This window comes from Caballeronia sp. HLA56 (assembly GCF_054655155.1).
This window is the reverse complement of the sequence record NZ_BAAHOB010000002.1, coordinates 212,213-238,672: the sequence shown is the minus strand read 5'-3', so window position 1 is coordinate 238,672 and position 26,460 is coordinate 212,213. Positions and strand designations below refer to the sequence as shown.

At 61.1% G+C, this 26,460-nt stretch carries 24 protein-coding genes; 20 read left to right on the top strand and 4 right to left on the bottom strand.

From position 1 onward, the window contains the following. The first annotated feature begins 66 nt into the window (after positions 1-66). The 5 genes from ACYQ47_RS07545 (at position 67) to ACYQ47_RS07525 (ending at position 4,222) form a co-directional block, all read left to right on the top strand. Complete coding sequence (locus ACYQ47_RS07545; protein WP_250468685.1) at positions 67-408, top strand: hypothetical protein; 342 nt, start codon at positions 67-69, stop codon at positions 406-408. 54 nt (positions 409-462) lie between these two features. Continuing rightward, positions 463-936 (top strand): hypothetical protein, encoded by a 474-nt coding sequence (locus ACYQ47_RS07540; RefSeq protein WP_250494231.1) that lies wholly within the window; start codon positions 463-465, stop codon positions 934-936. A 6-nt stretch (positions 937-942) separates the two neighbouring features. Continuing rightward, positions 943-1,608 (top strand): MarC family protein, encoded by a 666-nt coding sequence (locus ACYQ47_RS07535; protein ID WP_244829963.1) that lies wholly within the window; start codon positions 943-945, stop codon positions 1,606-1,608. 120 nt (positions 1,609-1,728) lie between these two features. Beyond that, positions 1,729-3,483 carry an L-arabinonate dehydratase gene (araD, locus tag ACYQ47_RS07530; protein WP_459904977.1) on the top strand — a complete coding sequence of 585 codons (1,755 nt, stop codon included), beginning with the start codon at positions 1,729-1,731 and terminating at the stop codon, positions 3,481-3,483. A gap of 4 nt (positions 3,484-3,487) precedes the next feature. Continuing rightward, a complete protein-coding gene (locus ACYQ47_RS07525) occupies positions 3,488-4,222 on the top strand; it encodes a ribonuclease activity regulator RraA (protein WP_250468673.1) in 735 nt (244 codons plus the stop codon). Between the two features lie 3 nt (positions 4,223-4,225). Here ACYQ47_RS07525 and nudC read toward each other — a convergent pair whose 3' ends face one another. Then, positions 4,226-5,152, bottom strand: a complete 927-nt coding sequence (gene nudC, locus ACYQ47_RS07520) for an NAD(+) diphosphatase (protein WP_244829966.1) — start codon at positions 5,150-5,152, stop codon at positions 4,226-4,228. 215 nt (positions 5,153-5,367) lie between these two features. Here nudC and ACYQ47_RS07515 point away from each other — a divergent pair, with 215 nt between their 5' ends. Beyond that, positions 5,368-5,700, top strand: coding sequence for a hypothetical protein (locus tag ACYQ47_RS07515; protein WP_244829967.1), 333 nt, complete (start codon positions 5,368-5,370; stop codon positions 5,698-5,700). 27 nt (positions 5,701-5,727) lie between these two features. On the opposite strand, the gene ACYQ47_RS07510 is transcribed toward ACYQ47_RS07515, so the two are convergent. Beyond that, complete coding sequence (locus ACYQ47_RS07510; RefSeq protein ID WP_459904976.1) at positions 5,728-6,225, bottom strand: response regulator; 498 nt, start codon at positions 6,223-6,225, stop codon at positions 5,728-5,730. A 201-nt stretch (positions 6,226-6,426) separates the two neighbouring features. On the opposite strand from ACYQ47_RS07510, the gene ACYQ47_RS07505 reads away from it, so the two are divergent. Together ACYQ47_RS07505 and ACYQ47_RS07500 are read left to right on the top strand one after the other, a co-directional pair. Next, positions 6,427-7,086 (top strand): glutathione S-transferase family protein, encoded by a 660-nt coding sequence (locus ACYQ47_RS07505; protein WP_459904975.1) that lies wholly within the window; start codon positions 6,427-6,429, stop codon positions 7,084-7,086. Between the two features lie 23 nt (positions 7,087-7,109). After that, entirely contained in the window at positions 7,110-7,820 is a 711-nt protein-coding gene (locus ACYQ47_RS07500) for a DUF899 family protein (RefSeq protein WP_250494226.1), read from the top strand. Between the two features lie 117 nt (positions 7,821-7,937). On the opposite strand, the gene ACYQ47_RS07495 is transcribed toward ACYQ47_RS07500, so the two are convergent. Continuing rightward, positions 7,938-9,038, bottom strand: a complete 1,101-nt coding sequence (locus ACYQ47_RS07495) for an acyltransferase family protein (RefSeq protein ID WP_459904974.1) — start codon at positions 9,036-9,038, stop codon at positions 7,938-7,940. A 62-nt stretch (positions 9,039-9,100) separates the two neighbouring features. On the opposite strand from ACYQ47_RS07495, the gene ACYQ47_RS07490 reads away from it, so the two are divergent. After that, on the top strand, positions 9,101-10,417 hold the full coding sequence (locus ACYQ47_RS07490; RefSeq protein WP_459904973.1) for an acyltransferase family protein: 1,317 nt from the start codon (positions 9,101-9,103) through the stop codon (positions 10,415-10,417). 416 nt (positions 10,418-10,833) lie between these two features. After that, positions 10,834-11,691, top strand: a complete 858-nt coding sequence (locus tag ACYQ47_RS07485) for a transposase (protein ID WP_250494223.1) — start codon at positions 10,834-10,836, stop codon at positions 11,689-11,691. Positions 11,692-11,748: 57 nt separating this feature from the next. Here the strand turns inward: ACYQ47_RS07485 and ACYQ47_RS07480 are convergent, their stop codons facing one another. After that, the gene (locus tag ACYQ47_RS07480; protein ID WP_459904972.1) at positions 11,749-13,254 is read right to left on the bottom strand and encodes a mannose-1-phosphate guanylyltransferase/mannose-6-phosphate isomerase; all 1,506 of its coding nucleotides are present in this window, start codon (positions 13,252-13,254) and stop codon (positions 11,749-11,751) included. Positions 13,255-13,638: 384 nt separating this feature from the next. On the opposite strand from ACYQ47_RS07480, the gene ACYQ47_RS07475 reads away from it, so the two are divergent. From ACYQ47_RS07475 to ACYQ47_RS07430, 10 genes are read left to right on the top strand one after another with little or no spacing between them, the layout of a single operon-like run. Next, positions 13,639-15,030, top strand: a complete 1,392-nt coding sequence (locus ACYQ47_RS07475) for an undecaprenyl-phosphate glucose phosphotransferase (RefSeq protein ID WP_244829975.1) — start codon at positions 13,639-13,641, stop codon at positions 15,028-15,030. Positions 15,031-15,086: 56 nt separating this feature from the next. Continuing rightward, positions 15,087-16,484, top strand: coding sequence for a UDP-glucose dehydrogenase family protein (locus ACYQ47_RS07470; protein WP_250468654.1), 1,398 nt, complete (start codon positions 15,087-15,089; stop codon positions 16,482-16,484). Positions 16,485-16,493: 9 nt separating this feature from the next. After that, positions 16,494-16,937 (top strand): low molecular weight protein-tyrosine-phosphatase, encoded by a 444-nt coding sequence (locus ACYQ47_RS07465; protein WP_250494221.1) that lies wholly within the window; start codon positions 16,494-16,496, stop codon positions 16,935-16,937. After that, positions 16,916-18,112 (top strand): polysaccharide biosynthesis/export family protein, encoded by a 1,197-nt coding sequence (locus ACYQ47_RS07460; RefSeq protein WP_459904970.1) that lies wholly within the window; start codon positions 16,916-16,918, stop codon positions 18,110-18,112. The genes ACYQ47_RS07465 and ACYQ47_RS07460 overlap by 22 nt, the downstream gene beginning before the upstream one ends. Positions 18,113-18,144: 32 nt before the next feature. Then, the gene (locus ACYQ47_RS07455) at positions 18,145-20,376 is read left to right on the top strand and encodes a polysaccharide biosynthesis tyrosine autokinase (protein ID WP_404989410.1); all 2,232 of its coding nucleotides are present in this window, start codon (positions 18,145-18,147) and stop codon (positions 20,374-20,376) included. A 29-nt stretch (positions 20,377-20,405) separates the two neighbouring features. Continuing rightward, positions 20,406-21,377 carry a glycosyltransferase family 2 protein gene (locus ACYQ47_RS07450; RefSeq protein ID WP_250469494.1) on the top strand — a complete coding sequence of 324 codons (972 nt, stop codon included), beginning with the start codon at positions 20,406-20,408 and terminating at the stop codon, positions 21,375-21,377. Further along, positions 21,374-22,501: a glycosyltransferase gene (locus tag ACYQ47_RS07445; RefSeq protein ID WP_250468650.1), complete on the top strand. Its 1,128-nt coding sequence runs from the start codon at positions 21,374-21,376 to the stop codon at positions 22,499-22,501. Before ACYQ47_RS07450 ends, ACYQ47_RS07445 begins: the two co-directional genes overlap by 4 nt. 4 nt (positions 22,502-22,505) lie before the next feature. Continuing rightward, positions 22,506-24,020: a glucose-6-phosphate isomerase gene (locus ACYQ47_RS07440; protein WP_250494218.1), complete on the top strand. Its 1,515-nt coding sequence runs from the start codon at positions 22,506-22,508 to the stop codon at positions 24,018-24,020. Then, positions 24,017-25,195 (top strand): glycosyltransferase family 4 protein, encoded by a 1,179-nt coding sequence (locus ACYQ47_RS07435; protein ID WP_309958324.1) that lies wholly within the window; start codon positions 24,017-24,019, stop codon positions 25,193-25,195. The genes ACYQ47_RS07440 and ACYQ47_RS07435 overlap by 4 nt, the downstream gene beginning before the upstream one ends. Before the next feature lie 49 nt (positions 25,196-25,244). Next, positions 25,245-26,411, top strand: coding sequence for a glycosyltransferase family 4 protein (locus ACYQ47_RS07430; protein WP_459904968.1), 1,167 nt, complete (start codon positions 25,245-25,247; stop codon positions 26,409-26,411). Positions 26,412-26,460 lie beyond the last annotated feature (49 nt).

The following is a 26,460-nucleotide window of genomic DNA, read 5'->3' as shown; positions in this document are numbered from 1 at the left end:
AGGAAACGAGGCGCGTGGAGTAGAATTCGGGCCTCATTCCAGCAGTTAAGACGACGCATGTTGACTATGTTGCCCAGAGCCTGGCGCGGAGAAGAACGCTTCTGGAAAGTCTGGTGGCTACTGGGTCTGCCCTTGCATCTCGCATGGTGGGCGCTCTATCTCTACCTTCTGTCGAGCGGCCTCGCTCCCGAAACGTTCCTGTTGCTCACCATCTGGTTCTGGCCCGGCACGCTCGCGTTATTCGTGGCGGGTTCGGTACTCTATCTGGCGTGGTGCGCGGTGGCGTGGCGTTGTTCCGGCAATGTCGATAACCGCTTCTGGACGATCCTCGCGCGCGTGCTGATCGGCGTGGGGCTGGGCTCGTTTCTGACCGAATGGCTGTTGATTCTCGGCGCGCCGCTCGCCTGAGTGCGACGCCTGGCGCGATGCTTCGCGGTTTCTTTTGACACGGAGTGCCTTTGCATGCCGCTTCGATCGATGTTCCGTTTCCTGAGCGCTTGCTGCGCCGCCGCCGCGTTGTGCGGCGCGCTGCCACCGGCGGCCAACGCGCAGACCGATCAGGATGTCGATGCCCGCATCGACACGCTCTTCGGCGCCCACGAGACATATCGCGCGTTCTTCGACAAGCTCAAGCAGGCCGTCGCGGCCGGCGACAAGAACGCGGTCGCGGGCATGATCCACTATCCGATCGCGGTGCATCGCAACAGCAATGGCGACAACGCCTTGCTGCGTAACAAGCGCGAGTTCGTGGCGGCCTACGCGGGCATCTTCACGCCAGAACTCGTCGATACCGTCGCGCATCAGCAATACGCCAAGCTCTTCGTGCGCGACCAAGGCGCGATGATCGGCGACGGCGAAATCTGGTTCAGCGGCGTGTGCCGTGACGATGCCTGCAAGGACTCGGACGTTCGGATCACGGCGTTCAATCTGGAGTGAGCGGACATGTTCACGGAGTTCGCGAAGACCGTGCTCGTGATCGTCGCGGGCCTGTTTCCGATCATCAATCCGCCCGCGGTCGCACTCGTCGTGCTGAGCATGCTGCCGCATCTGGCCGATGCCGAACGCAGCGAACTCGCGCGGCGCATCTGCATCAATAGTTTCGCCATCCTGGTCGTGTCGCTGCTGGTCGGTGCTTATGTGCTCAACTTCTTCGGCATCTCCATTCCGGTGCTGCGCGTGGCGGGCGGTATCGTCGTGGCCATGGCGGGGTGGGGATTGCTCCAGGCGCCCGACGACGACACAACGACCGAACCCGCGCCCACGCCGCGTAGCGGTGCTTCGCTGCGCGCCAAGGCGTTCTATCCGCTGACCTTGCCGATCACCGTCGGACCGGGTGCCATCGCTGTCGCCATCGCGCTCGGAACCGGGTCGCCGCGTGAAGGGTTGCAGCCGGTGCATCTGATCGGCGTGATCGTCGGTCTCGTGCTCGTGTGCGCGAGCATCTACTTGTGCGTGCGCTTTGCCGGGCATCTGGAACGGCTGCTCGGCACGGTCGGCACGCAGGTCGCCATGCGGCTTTTCGCGTTCGTCATCTTCTGCATCGGCGTGCAGATTCTCTGGCTCGGGCTCTCCGATCTCATCGCGTCGGTGCGGCTCAGTATCAAATGAATCGTAAACCCTAGGCGACGCGTCTTCGATGCGAGCGCTAGGATGCGGTTCGATTCAATGGTAGCGATACCATCGCGCTGAAAGACCGGACGACGATCCGGCCGCACAAGGAGACACGGTTTGACCTCATCCCGCAAGACGCCCGAACAGTTGCGCAGCCACCGCTGGTACGGCGTGAACGACCTGCGCTCCTTCGGTCACCGTTCGCGCACGGCGCAGATGGGCTATCACTCGTCCGATTACATGGGCAAGCCGGTCATCGCCATTGTGAATACATGGAGCGAGATCAATTCGTGCCACACGCACTTCAAGCAGCGCGTCGAGGAAGTGAAGCGGGGCGTCTGGCAGGCGGGCGGCTTTCCCGTCGAAATGCCGGTGATGACGCTCGCCGAGCCGTTCCAGAAGCCGACGACCATGCTCTACCGCAATTTTCTCGCGATGGAAGTCGAGGAACTGCTGCGGTCATATCCGTTCGATGGCTGCGTGCTCATGGGCGGCTGCGACAAGACCACGCCTGGCCTGCTGATGGGCGCGATCAGCATGAATCTGCCTTCCATCTTCCTGCCCGCCGGCCCGATGCTGCGCGGCAACTGGAACGGCCGCACGCTCGGCAGCGGGTCGGACACGTGGAAGTACTGGGCCGAACTGCGCGCGGGCAAGATCACGGAAGACGAGTGGAAGGGCGTGGAGAGCGGCATTGCGCGCTCGCCGGGCCATTGCATGACGATGGGCACCGCTTCGACCATGACGAGCGCCGCCGAAGCGCTCGGCCTCACGCTGCCGGGCTTCGCTTCGATCCCCGCTGTGGATTCGCGGCACGCGCAGTTCGCATCGCTAACGGGGCAACGCATCGTCGAAATGGTGTGGACCGATCTCAAGCCGCTCGACATCCTCACGCCGAAGTCGTTCGATAACGCCATCACCACCGTGCTCGCGATGTCCGGCTCGACCAACGCCATCGTGCATCTCGTGGCCGTCGCGCGCCGCGCGGGCGTGCCGCTCACGACCGCGCGTTTCGATGAGTTGTCGCGCATCACGCCCGTCATCGCGAATCTGCGTCCGGCCGGCAAATATCTGATGGAGGACTTCTTCTATGCAGGCGGCCTGCGCGCGCTGCTCGCGGAACTCGGCGATCTAATCGATGGCTCGCAACTAACTGTCAATGCCGCGACCCTCGGCGAAAATATTGAGGGTGCCGAAATTTTCGACGATGACGTCATTCGCCGGCGAAGCAACCCGCTCGTGCCGAACGATGGCCTCGCCGTGCTAACCGGCAACCTTGCGCCCGATGGCGCCGTCATCAAGCCGGCTGCGATGGAAGCGCATCTGTTGCGGCATCGCGGCCCGGCGGTCGTGTTCAGGGATTACGCCGACATGGCCGCGCGCATCGACGATGAAGCACTCGACATCACCGCCGATTCCGTGATCGTACTGCAGCACGCAGGACCGGTCGGCGCGCCCGGCATGCCGGAGTGGGGCCAGTTGCCGATTCCGCAAAAGCTCCTCAAGCAAGGCGTGCGCGACATGGTACGCATCTCGGATGCGCGCATGAGCGGCACGAGCTACGGCGCGTGCGTGCTGCACGTGGCGCCGGAATCGTTCGTCGGCGGACCGCTTGCGCTGGTCGAGGATGGCGATGTCATCGAACTCGACGTGCACGCGCGCAAGCTTCATCTCGACGTAAGCGACGCGGAACTCGCCGCGCGCAAGGCGGCGTGGATCAAGCCGAAACGCCCGTTCGAGCGCGGCTTTGGCGTGATGCATCAACTGCACGTCACCCAGGCGAACAAGGGTTGCGACTTCGACTTTCTCGAAGAACCCTTGGCCGATGACTCTGCTGAAATGAAATCGCACGACGATCCGGAAATTCACTGACACCATGCCCATTCAAGACATCGACGTCGCCGACGAAACCATCGAGCAACTGCGCCACGTCAGCACCGCGACGCTCACCACGCAGCTTTTCAAGCGCGGCTTGCGCAACGTGTTTCTGCAAGGCGTCGCGCCGCTCGTCAAGCCCGCTAATGGCGCACCGAACCTCGTCGGCCCCGCGTTCACGTTGCGCAATATTCCGGCGCGTGAGGATATCGATCACGTCGGCGTGTTTCAGGACCCCGATCATCCGCAGCGCAAGGCCGTCGAAACGGCGCCGCCTGGCAGCGTGCTCGTGCAGGATTGCCGCGGCGATCGCACGGTGGCGTCGACGGGATCGATATTGACCACGCGTCTCAAGGTGCGCGGCGTCGCGGGCATGGTCTCGGACGGTTGCGTGCGCGACAGCGGCACGATAGGCGATATCGGCTTGCCGTTGTTCTGCGCGGGCGCGAGCGCGCCGCTCAATCTCGCGAAGCATCACGCGGTCGATATGAACGTGCCGATTGCATGCGGCGGCGTGGCGGTGTATCCGGGCGATATCGTCGTCGGCGACGTGGATGGCGTCGTCATCGTGCCGCGTCACATGGCGTCCGAGGTCGCAAGGGACGCGGCCGAGCAGGAGTTGCTGGAAGAGTTCATCGCGAAGCGCGTGGCGGACGGCGCGATCTTGCGCGGCACGTATCCGCCGAACGAAGAAACGCTCGCCGCCTACGCGCAATGGCGCAAGACACGCGGCTGATCGCTATTCTTCCGCGAACGCCTTCAGCAAATGATGCGCGATGGCAAACGGCTTCGGCGCGGACAAGCCTTGCGCGTGGGAGCCATCGAGCATCGACGCTACTTCCTCGCGTGAGAACCAGCGCGCATCCTCAAGCTCGTTGTAGTCGATCGTGATGTCGGTTTCGACCGCGCGTGCGAAGCAGCCGATCATCAGCGACGATGGAAACGGCCACGGTTGCGAAGCGTAGTAGCGCACGTCGGCCGAGCGGATGCCCGCTTCCTCCAGCACTTCCCGGTACACCGCATGCTCGAACGTCTCGCCCGGCTCGACGAAGCCCGCGAGCGCCGAGTACATGCCGGGCGCGAACTGCTTTTGCCGCCCGAGCAGGCAGCGCTCGCCATCGGTGACGAGCATGATGACGACCGGATCGACGCGCGGAAAATGCTGTGCGTGGCAGTTCGGACAAAGGCGTCGCCAGCCCGCGCCGGCGGCATCCGTGGCGTGGCCGCAGTTCGCGCAGAAGCGGTGCCGCCGATGCCAGTCGAGCATCGAACGCGCTTCGCCGAGCGCACTGACGAGCGACGGTTCGACAAGACCTTGCATTGCGATGGGCCGCAACTCCACCGCTTCGACGGGCGACGCCTCGAGCGCATTCGCAATACTCTCGGCGCTGCCTTCGAGCGCGTGCGCGAAGAGCGCGCGGCCATCCGCTTCGCGACCGAGCAGCACGGTTTGCAGCGGCGCGCCGAATTTCGCGGCTTCGTCTGCATCGAACAAAGGATCGTGACCGTGCGCGCGCTTGAAGAGCGGCACATCGTTCACGAAGAGCAGAAAGCGCGTGGACGTCTGATCGCGCAGACCGGCGACGAAGCTGTCGTCGTCGCGCTTTTCAGAGACGCGGTCGAGCGGAGCAAGCGTGAAACCGATGGCGTGGGGCGGCGTGGGCATGATGTTTTTATCGATGAGCGGGATGCGTGTCATCCGCGCGGACTGGGGATATTCGTTTAGTCGAACATCGTAACGAAGTTGGCGGGTTCTTGCTGATGGGCAATTGCTTGACGGCAGGCTTACAGTTATCGCGCGGTTTTAGGATTTATCCCGTGGCGGCCGCCAAGCCCAGACTCCTAGAGTTCAGCTCCAACTCAACTAAAAGGGGAAGACTCATGGAGCCGAACATATCCGTGTCGATCGACGAGAAAGGGCAGCCCGTCATCACGCACGGCATGCCGCTTGCCGATTACTGCGTGCAGCGCGCGCAGACGTTGCGCGCGATGGTCCAGGTGGTATGCGGCGCGAAGCGCCCAGGAGAGGACGCGGGCGTCGTGTCCGCCGCGCTCATCAAGCCTCTGATGCAGTTGATCCGCACTCAGGTCGACGAGCTCGAACCGCTTTTCAGGGCGCTCGATCAGCGCGCGTACGAGAAGGGTTTCGATGACGGCAAGGAAGTCGGTTACCCCAGGCGCGCGCTGGTGGAACTGGACAAACAGAAGGTCTAGCAATGGCGCGGGGCACGCGCCCCGCGTTCAACTTGCGACTGTTTTGACGGACACGCGCACGTCGCGATACGACGGATTGATATCGAAGCTGCGCGCGGTGTTGCAGTACGCCGCGATACGGCGGGAAACAATGCCCGTTGCCCCTGACAACGCGCGCTGACAAACGCGCTCCATTTCGCGCATCTCGTCGCACTTGCTGACGATACCCGCCGCGCCCGCCTCTTGCATCGCGAAGAGCGTATTCGGCTCGGTTTCCTGCGTAAAAGCAACCACGGGTACATCGGGGAAACGCTCGCGCACCATGCGCAGCAGCGGAAACTCGCCGCCTGGCGCGCCTTCGAACGCACAATCCATCACGATGAGATCGCCGCCCGTCCTTTCGAGCTTCGTGAACAGCTGCGCGGCGTTGCGCGCCGTTGCCGCCACCCGATAACGCCCGCGCGCCTCGAACCAGCTTTGCAGGCCCAACAGCACGGCGGGCTGGTCGTCCGCTATCACAATATTTATCTTATAGATGGGCGTCATGCAGAGTTTCGCGGGTTTCGCTGGTGCTTCGGGTCTCGCACCTTAACAAAGGACGGCACGTCAGCGCTGCATCGCACAACAAATTTTTTTTAATTCCGCATGATCCGCTGTCGATTTTTAACGTGGTCGCGCGTCGTGCAGATAAGGGCCAAAGTCGCGACGGTTTTTTGCTTCTTTCGGCTTATTACAGGAGTTTTATCGATGAGTCTGATTCTGTACGCGCATCCGTTTTCCTCGTATTGTCAGAAGGTGCTGACCGCGCTGTACGAGAACGCGACGCCGTTCGAATGGCGCGCGCTTTCGCCGCAAATGCCCGAGGCGATGCGGGAACTGACGGAGTTGTGGCCGATAAAGCGCTTTCCCGTGCTCGTCGACAACGGCCGTTCCGTGATCGAGGCAAGCGTGATCATCGAGTATCTCGGGTTGTTTCATCCCGGCCCGGTGCGCTTGATTCCGGAAGATCCGCGCGCCGCACTGGAAGTGCGCTTTCTCGACCGCTTCTTTGACAACTACGTGTCCACGCCGCAGCAGAAGATCGTGTTCGATTGCATGCGCGCGGATGGCGAGCACGACCCGCACGGTGTCGCGGATGCCCGCGCGATGCTCGACACGTCCTACGCCTGGCTCGACCGCCTGATGGCCAAACGCGAATGGGCGGCGGGCGATGCCTTCACTCTCGCCGATTGCGGCGCGGCGCCGTTTCTGTTTTACGCGGACTGGACGCATCGCATCGATGAGCGGTACGCGAACGTCATCGCGTATCGAAAGCGTCTGCTAGCGCGGCCTTCGTTCGCGCGTGCGGTGGATGAAGCGCGGCCGTATCGCGCGTTCTTTCCGCCGGGCGCGCCGGATCGCGATTAAGCCTTCATGACAGGAGACGAAACATGAATACGCTCGTTCCCGCAGCAGAACTGGCCCAACGCGCCACCATGACTTTTCCGAACGAAAGCGCGGAGTATCGGCAGGCGCGTATTGCGTTGCTTGCCGAGGAAATCGAATTGAGGCGACATATCGAGCGGGTTGCGGAGATGCGGCGCGCGCTGCCGCCTGGCGGTATCGTCAAGGGCGATTATCACTTCGACGGCGAGCGCGGCGCGGTCGATATCGACGGGCTCTTCGGCGACAAGAACACGCTCGTCACGTATAGCTACATGTTCGGGCCGGAGCGCAAGCGGCCGTGCCCGATGTGTACGTCGCTGCTATCGGCGTGGGAAGGGGAGGCGGCGGACATTGGACAGCGCGTGGCGCTGGCGGTCATCGCGCGCTCGCCGCTCGAACGGCTGGTCGCGTTCAAGCAAGAGCGCGGCTGGCGCGATCTCGCCTTGTTCTCGGATACGAATGGCAATTTCAGCCGCGATTATCACGGCGTTTCGAAAGACGGCGGCGACGAACCGGCCATCAATGTCTTCACGCGGCGCGACGGCGTGATTCGCCATTTCTGGAGCGGCGAGATGGATTTCGCCACGGCCGATCCCGGCGAGGACCCGCGCGGCGCGCCCGATCCAATGCCGCTCTGGACCGTGCTCGACATGACGCCGGAAGGGCGCGGAACGGACTGGTATCCGAAGCTGGAGTATGGGGCGAAGAGTGAGTAAGGTGCTGAACCATCGCAATTGCAAGCACTCGCAAGTACGCGTCAGCGACACGCCGCACACGGTCAATGGCGCATGCAAATTACTTCGGCCCCTGCGTGCTGAGTGCATCGCCATGCGTCATGCCAGGCTGCCGGCTTCTGCCCACCCGCGCCGCAAGCGATCCTTCATGCGCAGGAACGGCACTTCGACCAGGAAGTAGCTCAAACTCGCGGCGACGAGCGCACCGATTACGCAGCCCGGAAAGCCGAATGCAACCGGCGAATGCGGATGCATGAATAACTGCTGCCATAAGTAAAGGCTGAACGAGATCGTGCCGACATAAACGAACGGCGCGGTACGCAGCAAGCGCGAGAACCAGAAGCCGTTTTGAGAAACCAGCACGATGATGACGAAGCCGACCATCGCGGCTTCGAGCGTCGTGCCATAGGTGGCGCGCCATAATCCGCCGAGTTTGTCCTGCACGGGAGGCACGACGAACAACAGAAGCGCGATCAGCACGCTGGGAATGACCGAGCCTAACGGCAGCGACGCGACCTTTTGCGCGAGACGGTCCTTATTCATCGCGACATAGGAGCCGATGAGAATTGGATCGATACCGGTATGCAGCATCATGCTGAGTTGCCCGCGAAGGCTCGGCGCCGCAAAATAAGTGGCTATTCTCACGAGTGGCACGAAGAAGATCAATCCGATGAGTACACGTTGATCGCCGCGCTTCAGGATGTAAAAGAGAAGCGGCGGCCAAAACCAGTAAAACTGTTCTTCGAGCGCGAGCGTCCAGAAGTGCCCGAGATACCAGGCGCCTTCGACGTGAGCCGCGTTCACGTTCGCAAGGCCCGCGACGCCGGCATAGTTCCAGAGATGCAATGCAGCCAAAGCAACCTGCCGATGATCGACATCGACGAGACCGGCAGCCGCTAGCATCGACACGATCATGAGATAGATATAAAACGCGGGCCAAATGCGCAGCGCGCGCTTTGCGTAAAACGGCATGAGGCGAATGGTGCCGGTTGCTTGCCACTCGGCTTGCAGAATGCCTGTAATTAAAAACCCGCTCAGCACGAAGAATATCAGCACGCCGAGCCTGCCATCCGATATCAGGCGCAGCGGCGCATAGACGCCTTTGAAACCGCCAGCGCTCATATGCTGCGCGTGTCCGATGACGACCATCATCACCGCGATACACCGCAAGCCTGTCAGCTCCTGGACATGCTTCTTCATCGCTATTCCTCAAGGAAGTCATGATCGGCGGCTAGTCGTTTAGTCGCACGCGCTCGAGCTCGATGGTCGGTCTAAAAAATTGGGAAGAAATAGCGCGGCTTGTTAGGAAATATTTCCGGTGCGCGGTAGCGGCAACTTTAGCGGCTTCAGCCCAAGGCTCAAGCACACAAGAAAAGTACAAAGGGATTTTTTTATTTTTATCCCTTCTATTCTTAGACTGCCACCTATCTACCAGACAAGATCGTGCAAAGATGAACGAGAAAATTCGCGGCTTCGACGGCCTGCGCGGCATCGCCGTGTTCCTGGTGTTTCTTCATCACAAGGCAATGGCCGAAGGAACCGGCTTGGGCCATTTAGGCGTATGGATATTTTTTGCGCTAAGCGGATTTTTGATCACCGACATATTGACGACACAGCGACGGTATATCGATGCAGGCACGAGTACGTTCGGCGCGGAGTTGAAACGCTTTCTGTATCGGCGGACGTTGCGCATTTTCCCGATCTACTATCTGCTGCTCGCCACGCTCGCGGTGCTGATGACCATGGGTTTCGCCGGTCCCGAGTTGGCGGGCGGCATGCCGTATCACTTCGCCTATTTGTCGAACTTCTGGATTGCGGATGTGCTGCATGCGTGGCCGGGCCGTTATTCGCACTTATGGAGCCTCTCGATCGAGGAGCAGTTTTATATCGTCTTCGCGCCACTGTTGCTTGGCCTTCGGGCAGATTGGCACGGGCGCATATGCTGGCTGGTGCTTGCGCTTGGGGTGGGCTCGCTCTTTACCATGAAGGCGCTGCACGACTCACCGATTGCAATCTACACGCATCCGCTAACCAATTTTTGGTTGCTTGCGCTTGGGGGTATAGGAGCCGCGTTCGTCAAGCGCAGTCGCTTGCGCGCGCCGCTTTACGCGGTCGTCATTATCTCTACGGTGATCGCGCTCTTGTGTTTTCAGGAACCCGAGTGGGAGCGCTTGGCCAATCCCTATTCATACACCGCGCTGTATGTTCTCTATGGCGCATGTATCGCAATGCTCGTTTGCGCGATAGCATGTAGCGCAAGCGGTCCGCTCTTGCGTGTGCTTGAGTGGGCGCCATTGGCGGCGCTAGGAAAGATTAGCTATGGATTTTATCTTTACCACGGCTTCATTCCCGACTTCTACAAGAGCGCGAGCGTCAAGGCGTTGTTTGGCGCGTCGGGTGTTCCATGGTGGGCGCGTTTTCTTTGCGTACTTGCGTCGTTTGCGCTGACGTGGATTCTGGCGCGGCTTTCGTGGCGTTTTATCGAAGCACCGATTTTACGGCTCAAGAATCGGCGCTTTATGCGGGTGTCAGTGCAAGGTCCGGCCAATGCCGAATTAAGCGGCGGGGAAGCACGCTGAAGCACTTGAGCACCAAGGTTTTTTTAGCGCTTCACAAAGATTATTTTTTGCGCTAAAGAATGCCGTCCTGCCGCGCTAGCCCATGCTTTAGGTCTTAGTGAAAAAACTGCTAAGTTTCGCTCAAAAAGTCTTGTGTTGTCATATTCGGACAAACCATAGTAATGGTATGCTTCGTGCACATATTCTTCATACACGAGCTGGACTACGCGTCGTGCGCCGGTTTGGTTAAATTGCTGCACCAAGAGCGAAAACCTTATCGGACGAATGCACCATTTTGTTGTTCGAGCAAACGTTTGCGAGTACCTCGAGATCCTTCGTTCGCGTGCTGACAAAGCCGGGGTTTGTGCTTCGTCGTCAGTGCTTGACCAGTACGCAGACCGATATCCGCAGCGCAGTCGACTGCATGGAGCAAAGCAATGTTTTTTAGCGAACTCAGCAATGAAGAGTGGGTATTGGTCTCCCAAATAATAGGAGAGAGCGAAGTCCGCGAGCATAGGCGCGGGCGTCCCAAAGCCCATCCACGTACAGTAGTCAATGCCGTGTTGTGGATTCTCACCACAGGCGAAACCTGGTCCAGATTGCCAAGCCATTACCCCACGGTTCCAACCTGCCGGCGCCGTTTCGTCGAATGGCAACTGAACGGCATTCTCATCGAGATCGTCAAGGTACTGGCGAACGCGGGCCGTTCTTTCGCCTATGTACCGCGTCAGCCGGTCACCGAAGCGGCGCCGCGTCCTGCGCCCGTGGCGTACGAATGTGACCGTCTGCGCGGTGTGTTTTGGCAGAACCCGGAGTCGTGGCAAACGCCGGGCGCCTTGCCGTTCAACAGTCTCGCGAGCACGCCACGGCGTCTGCCGGAAGCGCGCGACGTGGCGCAAGCCAATGCGTCCGTGCTGACGGTCAGGCGCATGCGCGCATCGCGTCCCGCGCGGCCGTACGAGGCGCCGTTGCCCTTCGAACCGGCGTGTCCGCCGGTCGTCGATGCGCGCGGCTACAACATCTATCCCATCGCGCGGCCAGTGTCCGGCAACATGTTTCGCGGCTGGGCGGAAATCGTGAAAGACGGGCGGCGTATCGAGCGTTCCGGTTTGATCGGGCCGCGCTTCGCTTCGTCGGATGAAGCGCGCACGTATGCACTCGAATGGGCGCGGCGCTGGATCGCGGCCGAAGCCACGCGCGGCGATACACCCGATGAAGTGGACATGGAATCCGCTCAAGTCATGCAGCCTGAAGAGCGACCGGTCGAGCGCATGACGCTCGAGATGCGCGACTAAAAATACGAACGCGCGGACCAGCTTCTCAAGGCTGGCCCGCGCGCTCTTGCTTAAAGCTTAATTTCTGCCGTAAGTATCTTCGAATCGCACGATGTCGTCTTCGCCGAGATAAGTCCCCGACTGCACCTCGATGATTTCAAGCGGCATCTTCCCCGGATTTTCCAGCCTGTGTTGAATGCCGATAGGGATATACGTCGACTCGTTCTCGGCCAGAATGAACGTTTCCGTTCCCCGTGTCACGAGCGCCGTTCCCCGCACCACGACCCAATGCTCGGCGCGATGATGATGCATCTGCAATGAGAGGCGCGCGCCCGGTTTGACGACAATGCGCTTGACCTGGAAGCGGTCGCCCTGATCGACCGAATCGTAATGTCCCCACGGCCGGTGCACCTTGCGATGATCCGCAGCCTCCGTGCCGCGCTCGGACTTGATGCGCCCGACGATTGCCTTAACGTCTTGCGCGCAAGATTTATCGGCGACGAGGATTGCATCGGCCGTTTCGACCACCACGAGATTTTGCGTACCCACGCACGCAATCAGCCGCCCTTCGGAATGCGCATAAGTCGATGAAGCGCCCTGGAACATCACGCGTCCGCGCGCGACATTCGAGGAATCGTCCTTAGGCAATATGTTCCAGATCGCATCCCATGAGCCGACATCGGACCAGCCTGCGTCGAGCGGCACGACAGCACCCGTGAAGGCCTCCGTGGCGCGTTCACCCGCAAGTTGCTCCATCACCGCATAGTCGATCGAATCCGACGGCGACGCCGTGAACGAATCGCGATCCAGCCGGAAGAACTCGCCATCGTCGCTGCCTTTATCGAATGCCGCGACGCACGCTGCATGAATAGCCGGCTGATAGTGTTCGATAGCTGCAACCCAAGTCGATGCGCGCACGATGAAAATGCCGGCATTCCAGCCATATTCGCCCGATTCCAGATACTGACGCGCGAGTTCGAGATGCGGCTTTTCGACGAAGCGCTCCAGCTTCCACGCGCCGCACGGCAGAGCTTCACCGCTCTTGATGTAGCCGTAGCCCGTTTCCGCATGCGAAGGCACGACACTCAAGGTGACGATCGCCCCTTGCTCCGCGCATTGCGCGCCGGTCGCAATCGCTCGATGAAACTCGTCCTGATTTGCAACCACATGATCGGCGGGCATGACGACGAGCACCGCATCTTCGCCCGCGCGTAACGCATGAATGGCCGCTGCAGTCAGCGCGGGCGCCGTGTTGCGCGGCACGGGTTCGAGCACGAGCCGCGCGCGCCGGCCTTGGCCGCGCAGTTGTTCAGCCGTCGTGAAGCGATGCTCCTCATTGCACACGATGATGGCATCCGCCACGCGCAACGTCTTCTCCGCGGACACCGAGCCAAGACCATCGAGCCGATTGGCAGTGGCCTGCAGCAACGACTGCTCGCCAATGAGACCGATGAGCTGCTTGGGAAAATGTTCGCGCGACATTGGCCAAAGACGCGTGCCCGAACCACCTGCAAGGATCACGGGTTGAATGGCTAGGCGCGTGTCTGCGGCGACCGTGGCGAGCACGGTATCTGAAGCGTTCATGAAAAGCCTCCTGGCGTTAATCGCCTGATTCGGTAAGGCAATTTTTAGCACGCAGCAAAAGAGACGTTAAAACAAAAAAATCATGACGCGGCGCTGCATTTATTCATTGAAAGCAACCGCGACTGTCATGCGTTCGAGTGCCCGAATATTTTTTGCTAAGCGAGCCGATGCCTGCAAAGCCCCGTCCAGCAAGGGGGTCTTGAGCAAATAATTCTAAAAAAATCAGGCTGAACACGCAGACATATTTTCGCGGTTGCGGCGCCTTAATTATTCCGATTCCATATGCCTGAACAGCGGATGGACAAGAGCACTCAAGCAATTTGCTGGCGACTCCATCCGCGACAAGACGAATATGCGGGCGATCTTTCTTCCAGGGGTAAAGCGATGCTGAGCGTGCTATCGAGAGTCGTCGACATTGCCATGGCGGTGCTGGGCGCAGCGCTCGGCGCGTCGCTCTATGCGGGCGCTTTCGTATGGGTCGACGACGTGGAAGGCACCATGCTCGCGTTTTCATGCGTGCTGATGGTGATGACGTTTCCGTCTCTCGGCATCTATCAATCATGGCGCGGCAAGCCGTTCTATGACCTGCTGCTGCGCGTGATCGCGGCGTGGATTCTGGTCGAAAGCGCGGGCGTGCTGCTCACCTTCAGCATTCATCGCGCGGAGTCGCTGTCGCGCTTGTGGCTGATTTACTGGGCTGCGTCGACCATCGGTTTGTTGATCGTCACCAAGACCGTGATTTATACGGCGCTCAGGTTTATCCGCCGCGAAGGCTTCAATCAGAAGACGGTGGCTATCGTCGGCTCGGCGCCTTATGCGAAGTTCCTGATTGGCCAGATGCGCAATCGTCCCGAAGCGGGCTTTAGCCCCGTGCTCGTATTCGACTTGCAACTCGACGCAAACGATTCACCCATGCAAGGCGATGCCTTCAAGGGCGTGCCTATCGAACGCGATCTCGCGGAATTGACCAAGCGTGTGCGCGGCCGTGCGATTCGCGAACTATGGCTTGCCTTGCCGATTTCCGAAGAGCAGACCATTCACCGCCTCGTGAACGAGTTTCGCGACGACTTCGTGAACGTGCGCTTCATTCCGGATGTCCGCAGCCTCTCGTTCTTCAGCAACGCGGTGGTGGATTTGCTCGGCGTGCCCGCGATCAACCTGGCGGCATCGCCGATCACGGATGTGAAAGTGCTTCCCAAGCTCGTCTTCGATCGCGTCTTCGCCGCTCTGGTGCTGCTTGGCATGGCGCCGTTGCTCGCGGTGATCGCGTTGATGGTGAAGCTCTCGTCGCCTGGACCGGTGTTTTTTAAGCAAAAGCGCAAGGGGATCGACGGATACGAGTTCGAGATCTACAAGTTTCGTTCGATGAAGGTACACACCGAAGCGAGCGGGCAAATAACGCAAGCGCGTCGCGGCGACAAGCGCGTGACGAAGGTCGGGGCGTTCCTGCGGCGCACGAGTCTGGATGAGCTTCCGCAGTTCATCAACGTGCTGCGCGGCGAGATGTCGGTGGTTGGGCCGCGGCCGCACGCGCTCGAACACGACGATATCTACAAGGACCTCGTCAAAGGCTACATGCATCGCTACCGCATCAAGCCGGGCATCACGGGATGGGCGCAAGTGAACGGCTATCGCGGCGAGACGGATCGCATCGAAAAGATGTCGGGACGCGTAAAGCTGGATCTCTACTACATGCAGCACTGGACCTTCGGACTCGACATGAAGATCGTCGCGCTGACGCTGTGGAAGGGCTTTGCAGGCGCAAACGCGTATTGATCGGCAGACAAAGTAGTTAGCGATGCAACGATATTTTCACTACCTGGAGCAGGACCATGAAACTGACGATCATCGGCAGCGGCTACGTGGGGCTCGTAACCGGCGCATGCCTCGCGGACATCGGCAATGAAGTACTGTGTCTCGACGTCGATCGACGCAAGATCGCCATTCTCAACAGCGGCGGAATTCCGATCCACGAGCCGGGACTCAAGGAAGTGATCGATCGCAATCGCGAAGCGGGGCGGCTCTCGTTTTCGTCAAATGTGCAGCAGGCGGTCGAACATGGCGAGATGCTGTTTATCGCGGTGGGTACGCCATCCGACGAAGACGGCTCCGCCGATTTGCAATACGTGCTCGGCGCCGCGCGCGATATCGGCCGCTATATGAACGGCTTCAAGGTCGTCGTCGATAAATCCACCGTTCCGGTTGGCACCGCTCGACGCGTGAAGGCTGCGATAGAAACCGAGTTGGCCGGACGCGGCGTCGATCACATGTTCTCGGTGGTCTCGAACCCCGAGTTCCTCAAGGAAGGCGCGGCGATAGAAGACTTCACGCGGCCCGACCGCATCGTGATTGGTTGCGACGACGACGTGCCCGGCGAGCGCGCCCGCGATCGCATGAAGCGCCTCTATGCGCCATTCAACCGCAATCACGAACGCACGCTCTACATGGACGTGCAGTCGGCGGAATTCACGAAGTATGCGGCCAACGCAATGCTCGCCACGCGCATCTCTTTCATGAACGAGCTCGCGAATTTCGCGGACCGTGTGGGCGCCGATATCGAAGCGGTGCGGCGCGGCATCGGTTCGGACCCGCGTATCGGTTATGACTTTCTGTACGCGGGCTGCGGCTATGGCGGTTCGTGCTTTCCGAAGGACGTGCGTTCGCTGATCCAGACCGCGACGGAATTCGGCCATGAGATGAGCATTCTCAAGGCGGTCTCGAACGTCAACGAGGCGCAGAAAGATACGCTCACGCGCAAGATCGTCGAACGTTTCGGCGACGATCTCACGGGACGCACCATCGCGCTTTGGGGACTTGCGTTCAAGCCCAATACCGACGACATGCGCGATGCGCCGAGCCGCGTGCTGGCCGCTGCGTTGCTCGAACGCGGCGCATCCATCGTGGCTTACGATCCCGTCGCCGTGGATGAGGCGCGCCGCGTCTTTGCCATCGACCTGCACGACAAGCCCGATGCGCTCGGACGTCTCACGTATGCGAACAATCACAAGCAAGCGCTCGACGGCGCGGATGCACTCGTGATCGTCACCGAATGGAAAGTCTTCAAGAGCCCCGATTTCGACGCGATCAAGCGGCGTCTCAAGACACCCGTGATCTTCGATGGCCGCAATCTTTACGAGCCGGAAACCCTCCAGGAAATGGGCATCGAGTATCACGCGATCGGGCGCGGCGTGCGCCACGTCGAACGTGACGTGACGGCGAGCGTGGCCTAGAGCGCGCGCATGTTCGGAAGCGTATTGATCGTTTGTCACGCCAACATCTGCAGAAGCCCCGCCGCCGAAGCGCTCTTTCGTGCGCATCTCGCGCGGTGCGGTGGCCGTCCGATCGAGTTCCGTTCGGCGGGTCTCTATGCGCATGAAGGCGACGACATCGACCCGACCATGCAGCGTCTGCTCGCCGAACTCGGGCTGGATTCGTCGGGGCATCGCTCGCGCCGCTTCAATCGTCAAATGGCGCGCGATGCCGAATTGATCCTCGTGCCCGAGCGCAAACAGATCGATGCGATTTCACGACTCGCGCCCACGACGCGCGGCAAGGTGCATCTCTTAGGCAAGTGGGAAGACTCGGAGGTGACAGACCCGTATGGCGGCCATGAAGCCGCTTATCGGGAGAGTTTCGGACTCATCGAACGTCTGGTCCTTGGATGGCTAAACAAAATATGCTGATTTCGCGCTTGTCTAAGTACTCGATTTTGCTGACGACCTTTTTGTCGGCCTTGATTGCCGGATGTGCCGCCACACCGGGAAACTTCCTGAACACATCGCGTCTGCAGGACAACGACCCCGCGCCGACCGCGACCTATCCCGTGCGTCTGATCACGGCGCAAGTCGTCGCAGAGGAAATGACCGCGCCAGAAGTCGCGCAACCCTTGCCGCCCGCGCGCTTCGCCGACGAATCGCAATACGTTTATCGCGTGGCGCCGCAGGACATTCTAGGCGTAACGCTCTGGGATCACCCCGAACTGACGACGCCGCAAGGCAGCACCCTGTCGATGGGCGGCAACACCACGCAAACCGTCGCGGGCGCGCTGGCGCAGCCTTATACGCAGGCTTTGCCGGGACAGGCCGATCCATACGGTCAGACGGTCTCCGCGGACGGCTACATCTTCTTTCCGTTCATCGGCAAGACGCGTGTGGCGGGCAAGACCGTCGGCGAGATTCGCGACGAACTCGCGGCCAAGCTCTCGCCGTATATCAAGAACCCGCAGCTCGATGTGCGCGTGCTGGCCTATCGCAGTCAAAAGATCGCGGTGACGGGCGAAGTGAAGACGCCGGGTCCGCTCGCCGTGAGCGATGTACCGCTCACGCTCGTCGATGCCATCACGCGTTCTGGCGGCACGACGACAGAAGCCGACCTGCAGCGCGTGCGCCTCACGCGCGGCGGCAAGCTCTATGTACTCGATGCAAACGGCATGCTCGATCGCGGCGATGTCTCGCAGAACGTCATGCTGCAATCGGGCGACATCCTCAACATCCCGGACCGCTACGACAGCCGCATCTTCGTGATGGGTGAAGTGAAGACGCCGATGCCGGTGAACATGGTGCGCGGCCGTGCATCGATTGCGGATGCGCTCACGCAAGCGGGCGGCGTGCTCGATACCGACGCCAACGTGCGCCAGATTTATGTCGTGCGCGGCGTGCGTGCGAATCCTTCGCAGCCGGACATCTATCGCCTGGACATGTCGCAACCGGATTCGCTCTTGCTGTCGACGCAGTTTCAGCTTCGTCCGCAAGACGTGGTCTATGTCGGAACGGCCGGCGCGGTGCAGTTCAATCGCCTGATCAATCAGGTGCTGCCGACGCTGCAGACGATCTTCTACCTGAAGCAACTGACGCGCTGAGCGTTTCAACCATTACCCGTGGCGGGAGCCGAATCGTGGATATGCAAGCTCATCCTTATTTGCAAAAGCCGGATGAAGAGGACGTGGTCCTCGGCAATCTGATCCAGGCCGTGATCGACGATATCTGGTGGCTGATCGGCGTCGCTGCTTTCGTCATCGCGGCGGCGGCCGTGTACTGCTATCTCGCGCGGCCCATCTACTCCGCCGACGCGCACGTGCGCGTCGAGACCAACGACAACACGTCGCAAGCGCTGACGCAGACGCAGACGGGTCAGGCCATCAACAGCGGGTCGAGCGCGCTGCCGACGGATGCGGAAATAGAGATCATCAAGAGCCGTGGCGTGGTCGCGCCGGTGGTCGATCAATGCAAGCTGAACTTCGCGGTATCGCCCATGACGATGCCGTTTTTCGGCAGCATCGCGGCGCGGTTCGCGACGCCCGGCCAGCCCGCGAAACCTTGGTTCGGCATGACGAAATACGCATGGGGCGGCGAGGTGATCGACGTCGATTCCGTCGATGTCGAGCCGCGCTACGAAGGCAAGGACCTGATCCTCACCGCACTCGGCGATGAACGTTTTTCGCTCGTCGATCCGGACGGTCATGCGCTCTTGCAAGGCAGGGCCGGCGCAAGCGCAAGCGGCAATGGCGTGACGCTGCTGGTGACGAAGCTCGTGGCGCGCCCCGGCACGCAGTTCAAGGTAATGCGCGCGAACGACCTGAGCGCCATCGGCGCGTTTCAATCGGGTATCACGGTGACGGAGCAAGGCAAGCAAACCGGCGTGATTCAGATATCGCTCGAAAATCAGAATCCGGACAAGGCGGCGGAAATCGCCAATGCGCTTGCGCAGTCTTATCTGCGTCAGCATATCGAGAGTAAGCAGGCCGACGCCAGCAAGATGCTCGAATTCCTGCGCAGCGAAGAGCCGCGTCTGAAGTCCGATCTTCAGCGCGCGGAAGCGGCTTTGACCGAGTATCAAAGGCAAGCGGGCGTCATCAACGCAAGCGACGAAGCCAAGGTCTATCTCGAAGGCAGCATCAATTATGAAGCGCAGATTTCCGCGCTACGTTTGCAGATTTCGTCGCTCGAGCAGCGTTACGGTAACGCGCATCCCGCGTTGCAGACCGCGCGCGATCAGCTCTCGCAACTCGAAGTGCAACGCGAACGTTATGCATCGCGTTTTCGCGATCTGCCGCAATCCGAAGTGAAGGCGGTCGCCTTGCAGCGCGATGCAAAAGTGGCCGAAGACATCTACGTGCTCCTGCTCAATCGTGTGCAGGAATTGTCCGTGCAGCGCGCGGGAACGGGCGGCAACGTGCATATCGTGGATGCCGCGCTGCGTCCGGGCGATCCGGTCAAGCCGAAGAAAGTACTCATCATGTCGGCGGCCGTGATTCTCGGCTTGATCCTCGGCACGGGTTTCGTGTTTGCGCGGCGCGCGATCTTCAAGGGCATCGACGATCCGGAAAGACTCGAACGTGTCGCTGCATTGCCTATCTTCGGCCTCGTGCCGCAAAGCGCGGAACAGATCAAGTTCGATACCGACGCGCGCCGCTATCAGAACCGTGGCGATCGACTGCGCGAGACGCCGATCCTCGCGACCATGCGTCCGAACGATGTCACCGTCGAGATCATGCGCAGCCTGCGCACGTCGATTCAATTCGCGTTGATGGAATCGCGCAATCGCGTCGTCATGTTCACGGGGCCAGCAGCAGGCGTTGGCAAGAGCTTTCTGGCGGTGAATCTTGCCGTGCTGCTCGCGGCGACCGGCAAGAAAGTCTTGCTGATCGACGCCGACATGCGACGCGGCAAGCTCGAACGTTCCTTCGACGGCGAACGCGTGCCGGGTCTTGCCGAGTTGCTTGCGGGGAACATCGGGCTCGAAGAAGCGATACGCACGACGCGCATTCCATCGCTCGGGTTTCTTGCCGCGGGCAAGCGTCCGGAGAATCCTTCGGAGCTATTGATGTCGCCGCGTCTTCAGCAGTATCTCGATGGCCTGAGCCGCGCGTACGACGCAATCATCGTCGATACGCCGCCGGTGCTCGCAGTCACGGATGCGCTGATCGTCGGCAAGCTCGCGGGCGCCAACTTCCTCGTGCTGCGCTCCGGCGCACATAACGAAGCGGAGATCAGCGAAGCCACGCGCCGTTTGCGCACGGCGGGCATCGCGGTGCAGGGCGCGATTCTCAATGGCACGCCATTGCGGGCACGCGGCTACGGGCGCTCGCATTACGCGAGCACGGAAGAATATTTGAGCGCATGAAGTCGATTCGAGAGGAACGAGCCATGACTCTGAAAGTTTCCGTGGTGGTGCCGACTTATCGGCGTCCGGCGGACCTCAAGCGCTGTCTTGCCGCATTGCGCGCGCAGACGCATCTGCCCGATGAAGTGCTGGTCATTGCGCGTCCGGAAGACGATGCGACCGCGCGACGTCTCGCCATCGAGATGAAAAGCGCGAACGGCTTTACGTTGCGCGTGATCGATACCGGCGCGGGTGGCCAGGTCGCCGCACTCAATCGCGGGCTGGAGGCCGCGCAGGGCGACATCATCGCCATCACGGACGACGATGCGGCGCCGCGCCCCGACTGGACCGCGCGCATCGTCACGGCATTCGCGCGCGATACGCGGCTCGGCGCAATCGGCGGACGCGACTGGGTCCACGAGAAAGGCCGCGTGCTGGATGCGTCGCGCGAGGAGGTGGGCGTGATCCGGCGCACGGGGCGCATTGTCGGCAATCATCATCTCGGCGTGGGCGCGGCGCGCCGTGTACGCATGCTGAAGGGCGCGAACATGAGCTATCGGCGCGTGGCCGTGGCGATGCTGCGCTTCGATACGCGTTTGCGCGGCGCGGGCGCGCAAGTGCATAACGACATGGCGTTCAGCATGAGCGTGGAGCGCGCGGGATGGCATGTGATGTACGACCCGCTGATCGCGGTGGATCACTTCCCGGCAGAACGTTTCGACGATGACCGCCGCGACGCGCAAACGCTCAACGCATTAAAGGACGCGGCCTACAACTTCCACCTGATCCTGAGCGAACAACTGGCATCGTTCGATCGCGAGGTCGCGTGGCTTTGGTACGCGTTGATCGGTACGCGCGTGTATCCGGGTGCGCTGCACGCGCTTGCTGCCGCGCGTTTCGGATTGCCGCGCGCATGGCAACGCTGGCGCGCGGTTCGACGAGGCGCATATGAAGCGCGCCGCGATGCACGACATTCGCGCGATGACGCCACGCAATCCATTCACGCCGCGAGGACGCTATGACTCACGTGCACGTGCATCTCTTTCATGGCGCGGACCCACGGCACTACCGTTCCGGCGACAAGATCGGCTGCCTCTACGGCTATCACCATGCCGAATCGCCGGAGTTCGTGCTTTCCTATTCACGCGATGCCGCCGAAGGTAAGCCGATGCGCATCTTGCGGCGCGCGCTTAAGGCGATCGTAGGGTTCGACTTCATTCATACGTGGCGCAATCGCGATGACATCTTGTCCTCGGATGTCGTATGGACGCATACGGAGCACGAGCATCTTTCGGTCGCGCTGTTGCTGCTTCTCAAAGGCCGGCGCAAGGAATCGCCAGGCTCGCCGCTCTTGCTCGCGCAGTCGATCTGGTTGCTCGACAAGTGGGGGGGTTATGGCGCGTTACGTCGCTGGGTGTATCGCAAGCTGATCGACCGGGCCGATATTCTCACCACGCATTCCAGCGTGAATGCAGCGCTGGTGCGCGAATACTTCGACCGTGAAGCGACCCAAGTCTTCTATGGTTTGAACATGCAGGACTTCACGGTGCAAGCGCCGCGCGAATGGACGCCGCACGCGCCGGTGCGCATCGGCGCAATTGGCAATGACCGTGACCGCGACTGGCCGACGCTTGCCGCCGCGTTTCGTAACGACGCGCGTTATGAAGTGCGAATTGCAACGCGTCGCCGGGTGCCGGCGGCCTTGCGCGCATCGAATGTTCATGTGGCGCCTGCAATCGGTCTCAAGGCCGCCCGCGAGGTCTACGATTGGGCCGACGTGATCGTCGTGCCATTGCGCGCGAATACGCATGCCTCGGGGCTGACGGTGCTGCTCGAAGCCATCGCGCTTGGCAAGCCCGTGATCGTCACCGATGTCGGTGGCCTGCGCGACTACTTCGGCGCAGGACATGTCGCCTATGTGCCCGCGCACGATTCCGCCGCCATGCGCCGCGCGCTCGATGAAATGCGCTCGAACCCGGCGCTTGCGCTTCATCGCGCACAAGCGGCGCTGCGGCATTTCATCGAGCAGGACTACACCACGCGGGAATTCGCGCTGCAGCACGTGAGGATTACGCGCGAGGCGCTGCGTCCTTCGTTCGGACGCAACATGCATACGCGTTCACAACCGACGCACCGCACGAGTTGATGCGATGACCGCGCCCACGCTTCCTCATTCCCCACGCGCCCCACGCGATCTCGCCGGTCGCATCGGCAAGGTCGGCGAGGACTCGACGCACACGCGCAAGGGCGCACCGGAGTGGACCGCGCAAGCCATCGTCTGGGGCTTGACGACGCTGCTCGTGCTCGCCAAGCAAGGCACCGTGCTCACGCTCGCCTTCCCGTTGATGGCCACGCTTGCAGCGCTATGGCTCTATTTCAAGAGCCCCGCGCGTTATGTGGGCTTCATGTGGTGGGTCTGGTTTCTGAGCCCCGAAGTGCGGCGTCTCGCGGACTGGGGCAAGGGCGGCTTCACGCCGACTAGTCTCATTCAGATTGCGCCACTCGTCGTCACGATGATCTGCGGCATCACGCTCTTGCGGCAATATCGCGTGCTTGCGCAACGGCGCGGCCTGCCGGTGCTGCTGATGCTGCTCGGTATTGCGTATGCGTATCTCATCGGCGTGGCCGCGAGCGGGCCGATGGCCGCGACTTACGACCTCGCGAACTGGCTTTACCCGGTGCTGATCGGCTTTCACATTCTCGTGAATGCGCACGAGTATCCGAAGTATCGCAAGGTCATGCTCGATACGTTCGTGTGGGGCCTCTTCATCATGGGCGCATACGGCATCGTGCAATTCTTCGTCATGCCGCCGTGGGACGCCATGTGGATGATCGGCTCGCAGATGAACTCGCAAGGCGAGCCGGTGCCGCTCGGCGTGCGTGTATTCAGCACGATGAACTCGTCAGGGCCGTTTGCGCTCGTGGTCATGGCCGCGCTGACCTTCGTGATGGCGGGCACGCAGCGCGTCAAATGGATCGCGGGCGGTCTCGGCTTCGTATCGTTCGGTCTTTCGCTCGTGCGCTCGGCGTGGGGCGGATGGATCATCTCGATGGTGTTGCAGCTCATCAAGGCAAGCAACCGCGTGCGCTTGCGGATACTGCTTGGCGCCATCGTGCTCGTCGGAATCTCGATCCCTTTGATGACCGTCGGCCCGATTGCCGACCGTCTGGGCACGCGTCTGCAGACCATGACCAACCTGAGCGACGACAGCAGCTACGCGGCACGCAACGAGTTCTATGCGAACTTCATGGTCACCGCCTTCACCGATGTCACCGGCGAAGGTTTTGGCGCTACCGGAACCTCGACGAAACTCGCGAGTGCAAACGGTGATCTTGGCAAATACGGCAGCTTCGACAGCGGCCTCATGAACGTGCCGTTCGTGCTCGGCTGGCCCGGCGGATTGATGTATGTCGCGGGCGTGGGCCTCTTGCTCGTGCGTGCGTTACGCGCTTCATTTTCCCTGCGCGACGACAAGTTCGCGCAAGCGTGCCTGAGTCTTTCATTTTCGATGGTCGGCATTCTCGTGTTCGCGAACACCTTCGTCAGCACGGGCGGATCGTTGCTGTTCATGAGCCTCTTTTCGATCATCGCCGCGCGCCATCATGCCAAGCTCACGCGCCGGCGCGCCACGTTTTCTCCTTCCATCACGAGGTCAAGCCGATGAAGATCGCGATCGTCACGCACGTCGTGCGTCATAACGACGGCCAGGGGCGCGTCAACTACGAGATTGCACGCGCGGCGCTCACGGAAGGGCATGACGTGACGCTGATTGCGTCGCATGTCGCGCCCGAACTGCTGCAAAACCCGCGATTGCGCTGGGTGCGCGTGACAGCAGGCCGCTATTGGCCGACGCGGCTGCTCAAACAACAGGTCTTCGCCATCAAGAGCGCTTGGTGGTTGCGCACGCACCGCGATGAATACGATGTCCTGCACGTGAATGGCTTCATCACGTGGGCAAGGGCCGACGTGAACACCGCGCACTTCGTCCATGGCGGCTGGACGCGTAGCCCGTATTATCCGTTTCGCTTGAGCGGAGGTGTCTGGTCGGCGTATCAGGTGATCTATAGCCGCATGAATGCGTGGCTCGAAGGATGGGCTTATCGACGCTCGCGTGTGATCGCGGCGGTATCGGAGAAAGTGGCCGAGGAGATACGCGCGGGCGGTATAGAGCGAAATCGTGTCGAAGTGGTTTATAACGGCGTGGACACGGCCGCTTTCTCGCATGCGAGCAAGAACCGCGCGATGTTCAGTCTCCCCGATGACGCATGCCTGTTGCTCTTCGTCGGCGACTTGCGCACGCCGCGCAAAAACCTTCAAACGGTGCTGCAAGCGCTGGTGGGTCTGCCGCGTAGCGTGCAGCTCGTCGTGGCGGGTTATCTGCCGGGCAGTCCTTATCCGGAGCAGGCGCGCATTCTCGGCATTGCGGACCGCGTGCATTTTCTCGGGCTCGTCAAGGACATGCCGACCTTGATGCATTCCGTCGATGTCTTCGTGTTTCCCTCGCGTTACGAAGCCATGAGTCTTTCGCTGCTCGAAGCGCTTGCAGCGGGTCTTCCCGTGGTGACGGCGCAAACGGCTGGAGGCGCGGAGATCATAGGCGACACGTGCGGCATCGTGCTCGACGATCCCGACGATGAACTGGCACTCGCACGCGCCATCGATACGTTGGCGCATTCGCCCGCACGTCGCGCCGAAATGGGCGAAGCGGCGACGCAACTCGCGACCAATTTCAACTGGGCGCGCATGGCGCGTCGTTACCTCGACCTTTATCGCAGCTTCGCGCAGCGTGAGCGTTCACCCGCCCCGCTTGCTGCAACCTCCGCGCAAACAGGCGTCTGACCGCTCAACCCGAGCTTATCCCGAGACTAACCCGACCTTGGACCCACACATGAGCACGCACACTATCAAGTCCCTGCAAATCGGTATGCATTGGTTCCCCGAGCGCGCGGGCGGACTCGATCGCATGTATTACACGCTGGTCGGTGCGCTGCCTGCGGCAGGCGTCGAAGTGCGCGGCGTGGTCGCGGGCTCGCCTCGCGTGGCTGTCGATACGGGCGGCGCGATTCGCGGCTTCGGTCCCGCCGCGCAGTCGTTGCCGCGACGCCTGATGAATGCGCGCAACGCATTGCGCGATACCTTGAAGAGTGAGCGTCCCGATGTCGTCTCCTCGCACTTCGCGCTTTATACGTTTCCTGGTCTCGATGTGACGCGCGGCATCGCGCAGGTATCGCATTTTCAGGGGCCTTGGGCGGATGAGAGTCATGTGGAAGGCGCCGACTCGTTCGGGCAGCGCGCGAAATTCATGCTGGAGGGGCGCGTGTATGCGCGTTCCTCGCGGCTGATCGTCCTGTCGGAAGCGTTCGGGCAGATTTTGAGCACGCGCTATGGCGTGCCGGAAGAGCGCATTCGCGTGGTGCCGGGCTGCGTGGACGTTGCGCAATTCGACCTTAAGATGACGCGCACCGAAGCGCGCAGGCGTCTGCAATTGCCGGTGGGAAGACCGATCGTGCTCGCGGTGCGGCGGCTCGTGCGGCGCATGGGACTCGAATCGCTGATCGACGCGATGACGCGCGTGAAAGCGAAGATCCCCGATGTGCTACTGCTGATCGCGGGCAAAGGCCGGCTTGCGGATGAGTTGCAGCAGCGTATCGATGCAGCGGGCTTACAGGATAACGTGCGCCTGCTCGGCTTCGTGCCCGATGAGCAGCTCGCCGCGCTTTATCGTTCCGCCGATGTGAGTATCGTGCCGACAGTCGCGCTGGAAGGTTTCGGCTTGATTACCGTGGAATCGCTGGCTTCGGGAACGCCGGTGCTGGTTACGCCGGTTGGTGGCTTGCCAGAAGCGGTACGTGGACTATCGGAGGACCTCGTGCTGGCATCGACCGGCGCGGATGCTATCGCCGATGGACTGATTGCCGCGTTCGATGGATCGCTTGATCTCCCGAACGAGGCGGATTGCAGGCGTTACGCGTGGGAACATTTCGATCGCGGCGTGATTGCGCGGCGCGTGGCTGCGGTTTATGAGGAAGCGATTGAAGCGGGACCGGTGCATTGAAAAACGATAAAGCGCTTCCGCGGATAACCGCCGAAGCGCTTTTAATCGA

Excerpts from the sequence above, each read along its gene's own strand:
- ACYQ47_RS07545 (WP_250468685.1), top strand. The coding sequence starts at position 67 with ATGTTGCCCAGAGCCTGGCGCGGAGAAGAACGCTTCTGGAAAGTCTGG.
- ACYQ47_RS07540 (WP_250494231.1), top strand. The coding sequence starts at position 463 with ATGCCGCTTCGATCGATGTTCCGTTTCCTGAGCGCTTGCTGCGCCGCC.
- ACYQ47_RS07535 (WP_244829963.1), top strand. The coding sequence starts at position 943 with ATGTTCACGGAGTTCGCGAAGACCGTGCTCGTGATCGTCGCGGGCCTG.
- ACYQ47_RS07525 (WP_250468673.1), top strand. The coding sequence starts at position 3,488 with ATGCCCATTCAAGACATCGACGTCGCCGACGAAACCATCGAGCAACTG.
- nudC (WP_244829966.1), bottom strand. The coding sequence starts at position 5,152 with ATGCCCACGCCGCCCCACGCCATCGGTTTCACGCTTGCTCCGCTCGAC.
- ACYQ47_RS07515 (WP_244829967.1), top strand. The coding sequence starts at position 5,368 with ATGGAGCCGAACATATCCGTGTCGATCGACGAGAAAGGGCAGCCCGTC.
- ACYQ47_RS07510 (WP_459904976.1), bottom strand. The coding sequence starts at position 6,225 with ATGACGCCCATCTATAAGATAAATATTGTGATAGCGGACGACCAGCCC.
- ACYQ47_RS07505 (WP_459904975.1), top strand. The coding sequence starts at position 6,427 with ATGAGTCTGATTCTGTACGCGCATCCGTTTTCCTCGTATTGTCAGAAG.
- ACYQ47_RS07500 (WP_250494226.1), top strand. The coding sequence starts at position 7,110 with ATGAATACGCTCGTTCCCGCAGCAGAACTGGCCCAACGCGCCACCATG.
- ACYQ47_RS07495 (WP_459904974.1), bottom strand. The coding sequence starts at position 9,038 with ATGAAGAAGCATGTCCAGGAGCTGACAGGCTTGCGGTGTATCGCGGTG.
- ACYQ47_RS07490 (WP_459904973.1), top strand. The coding sequence starts at position 9,101 with ATGGTCGGTCTAAAAAATTGGGAAGAAATAGCGCGGCTTGTTAGGAAA.
- ACYQ47_RS07485 (WP_250494223.1), top strand. The coding sequence starts at position 10,834 with ATGTTTTTTAGCGAACTCAGCAATGAAGAGTGGGTATTGGTCTCCCAA.
- ACYQ47_RS07480 (WP_459904972.1), bottom strand. The coding sequence starts at position 13,254 with ATGAACGCTTCAGATACCGTGCTCGCCACGGTCGCCGCAGACACGCGC.
- ACYQ47_RS07475 (WP_244829975.1), top strand. The coding sequence starts at position 13,639 with ATGCTGAGCGTGCTATCGAGAGTCGTCGACATTGCCATGGCGGTGCTG.
- ACYQ47_RS07470 (WP_250468654.1), top strand. The coding sequence starts at position 15,087 with ATGAAACTGACGATCATCGGCAGCGGCTACGTGGGGCTCGTAACCGGC.
- ACYQ47_RS07465 (WP_250494221.1), top strand. The coding sequence starts at position 16,494 with ATGTTCGGAAGCGTATTGATCGTTTGTCACGCCAACATCTGCAGAAGC.
- ACYQ47_RS07460 (WP_459904970.1), top strand. The coding sequence starts at position 16,916 with ATGGCTAAACAAAATATGCTGATTTCGCGCTTGTCTAAGTACTCGATT.
- ACYQ47_RS07445 (WP_250468650.1), top strand. The coding sequence starts at position 21,374 with ATGACTCACGTGCACGTGCATCTCTTTCATGGCGCGGACCCACGGCAC.
- ACYQ47_RS07440 (WP_250494218.1), top strand. The coding sequence starts at position 22,506 with ATGACCGCGCCCACGCTTCCTCATTCCCCACGCGCCCCACGCGATCTC.
- ACYQ47_RS07435 (WP_309958324.1), top strand. The coding sequence starts at position 24,017 with ATGAAGATCGCGATCGTCACGCACGTCGTGCGTCATAACGACGGCCAG.
- ACYQ47_RS07430 (WP_459904968.1), top strand. The coding sequence starts at position 25,245 with ATGAGCACGCACACTATCAAGTCCCTGCAAATCGGTATGCATTGGTTC.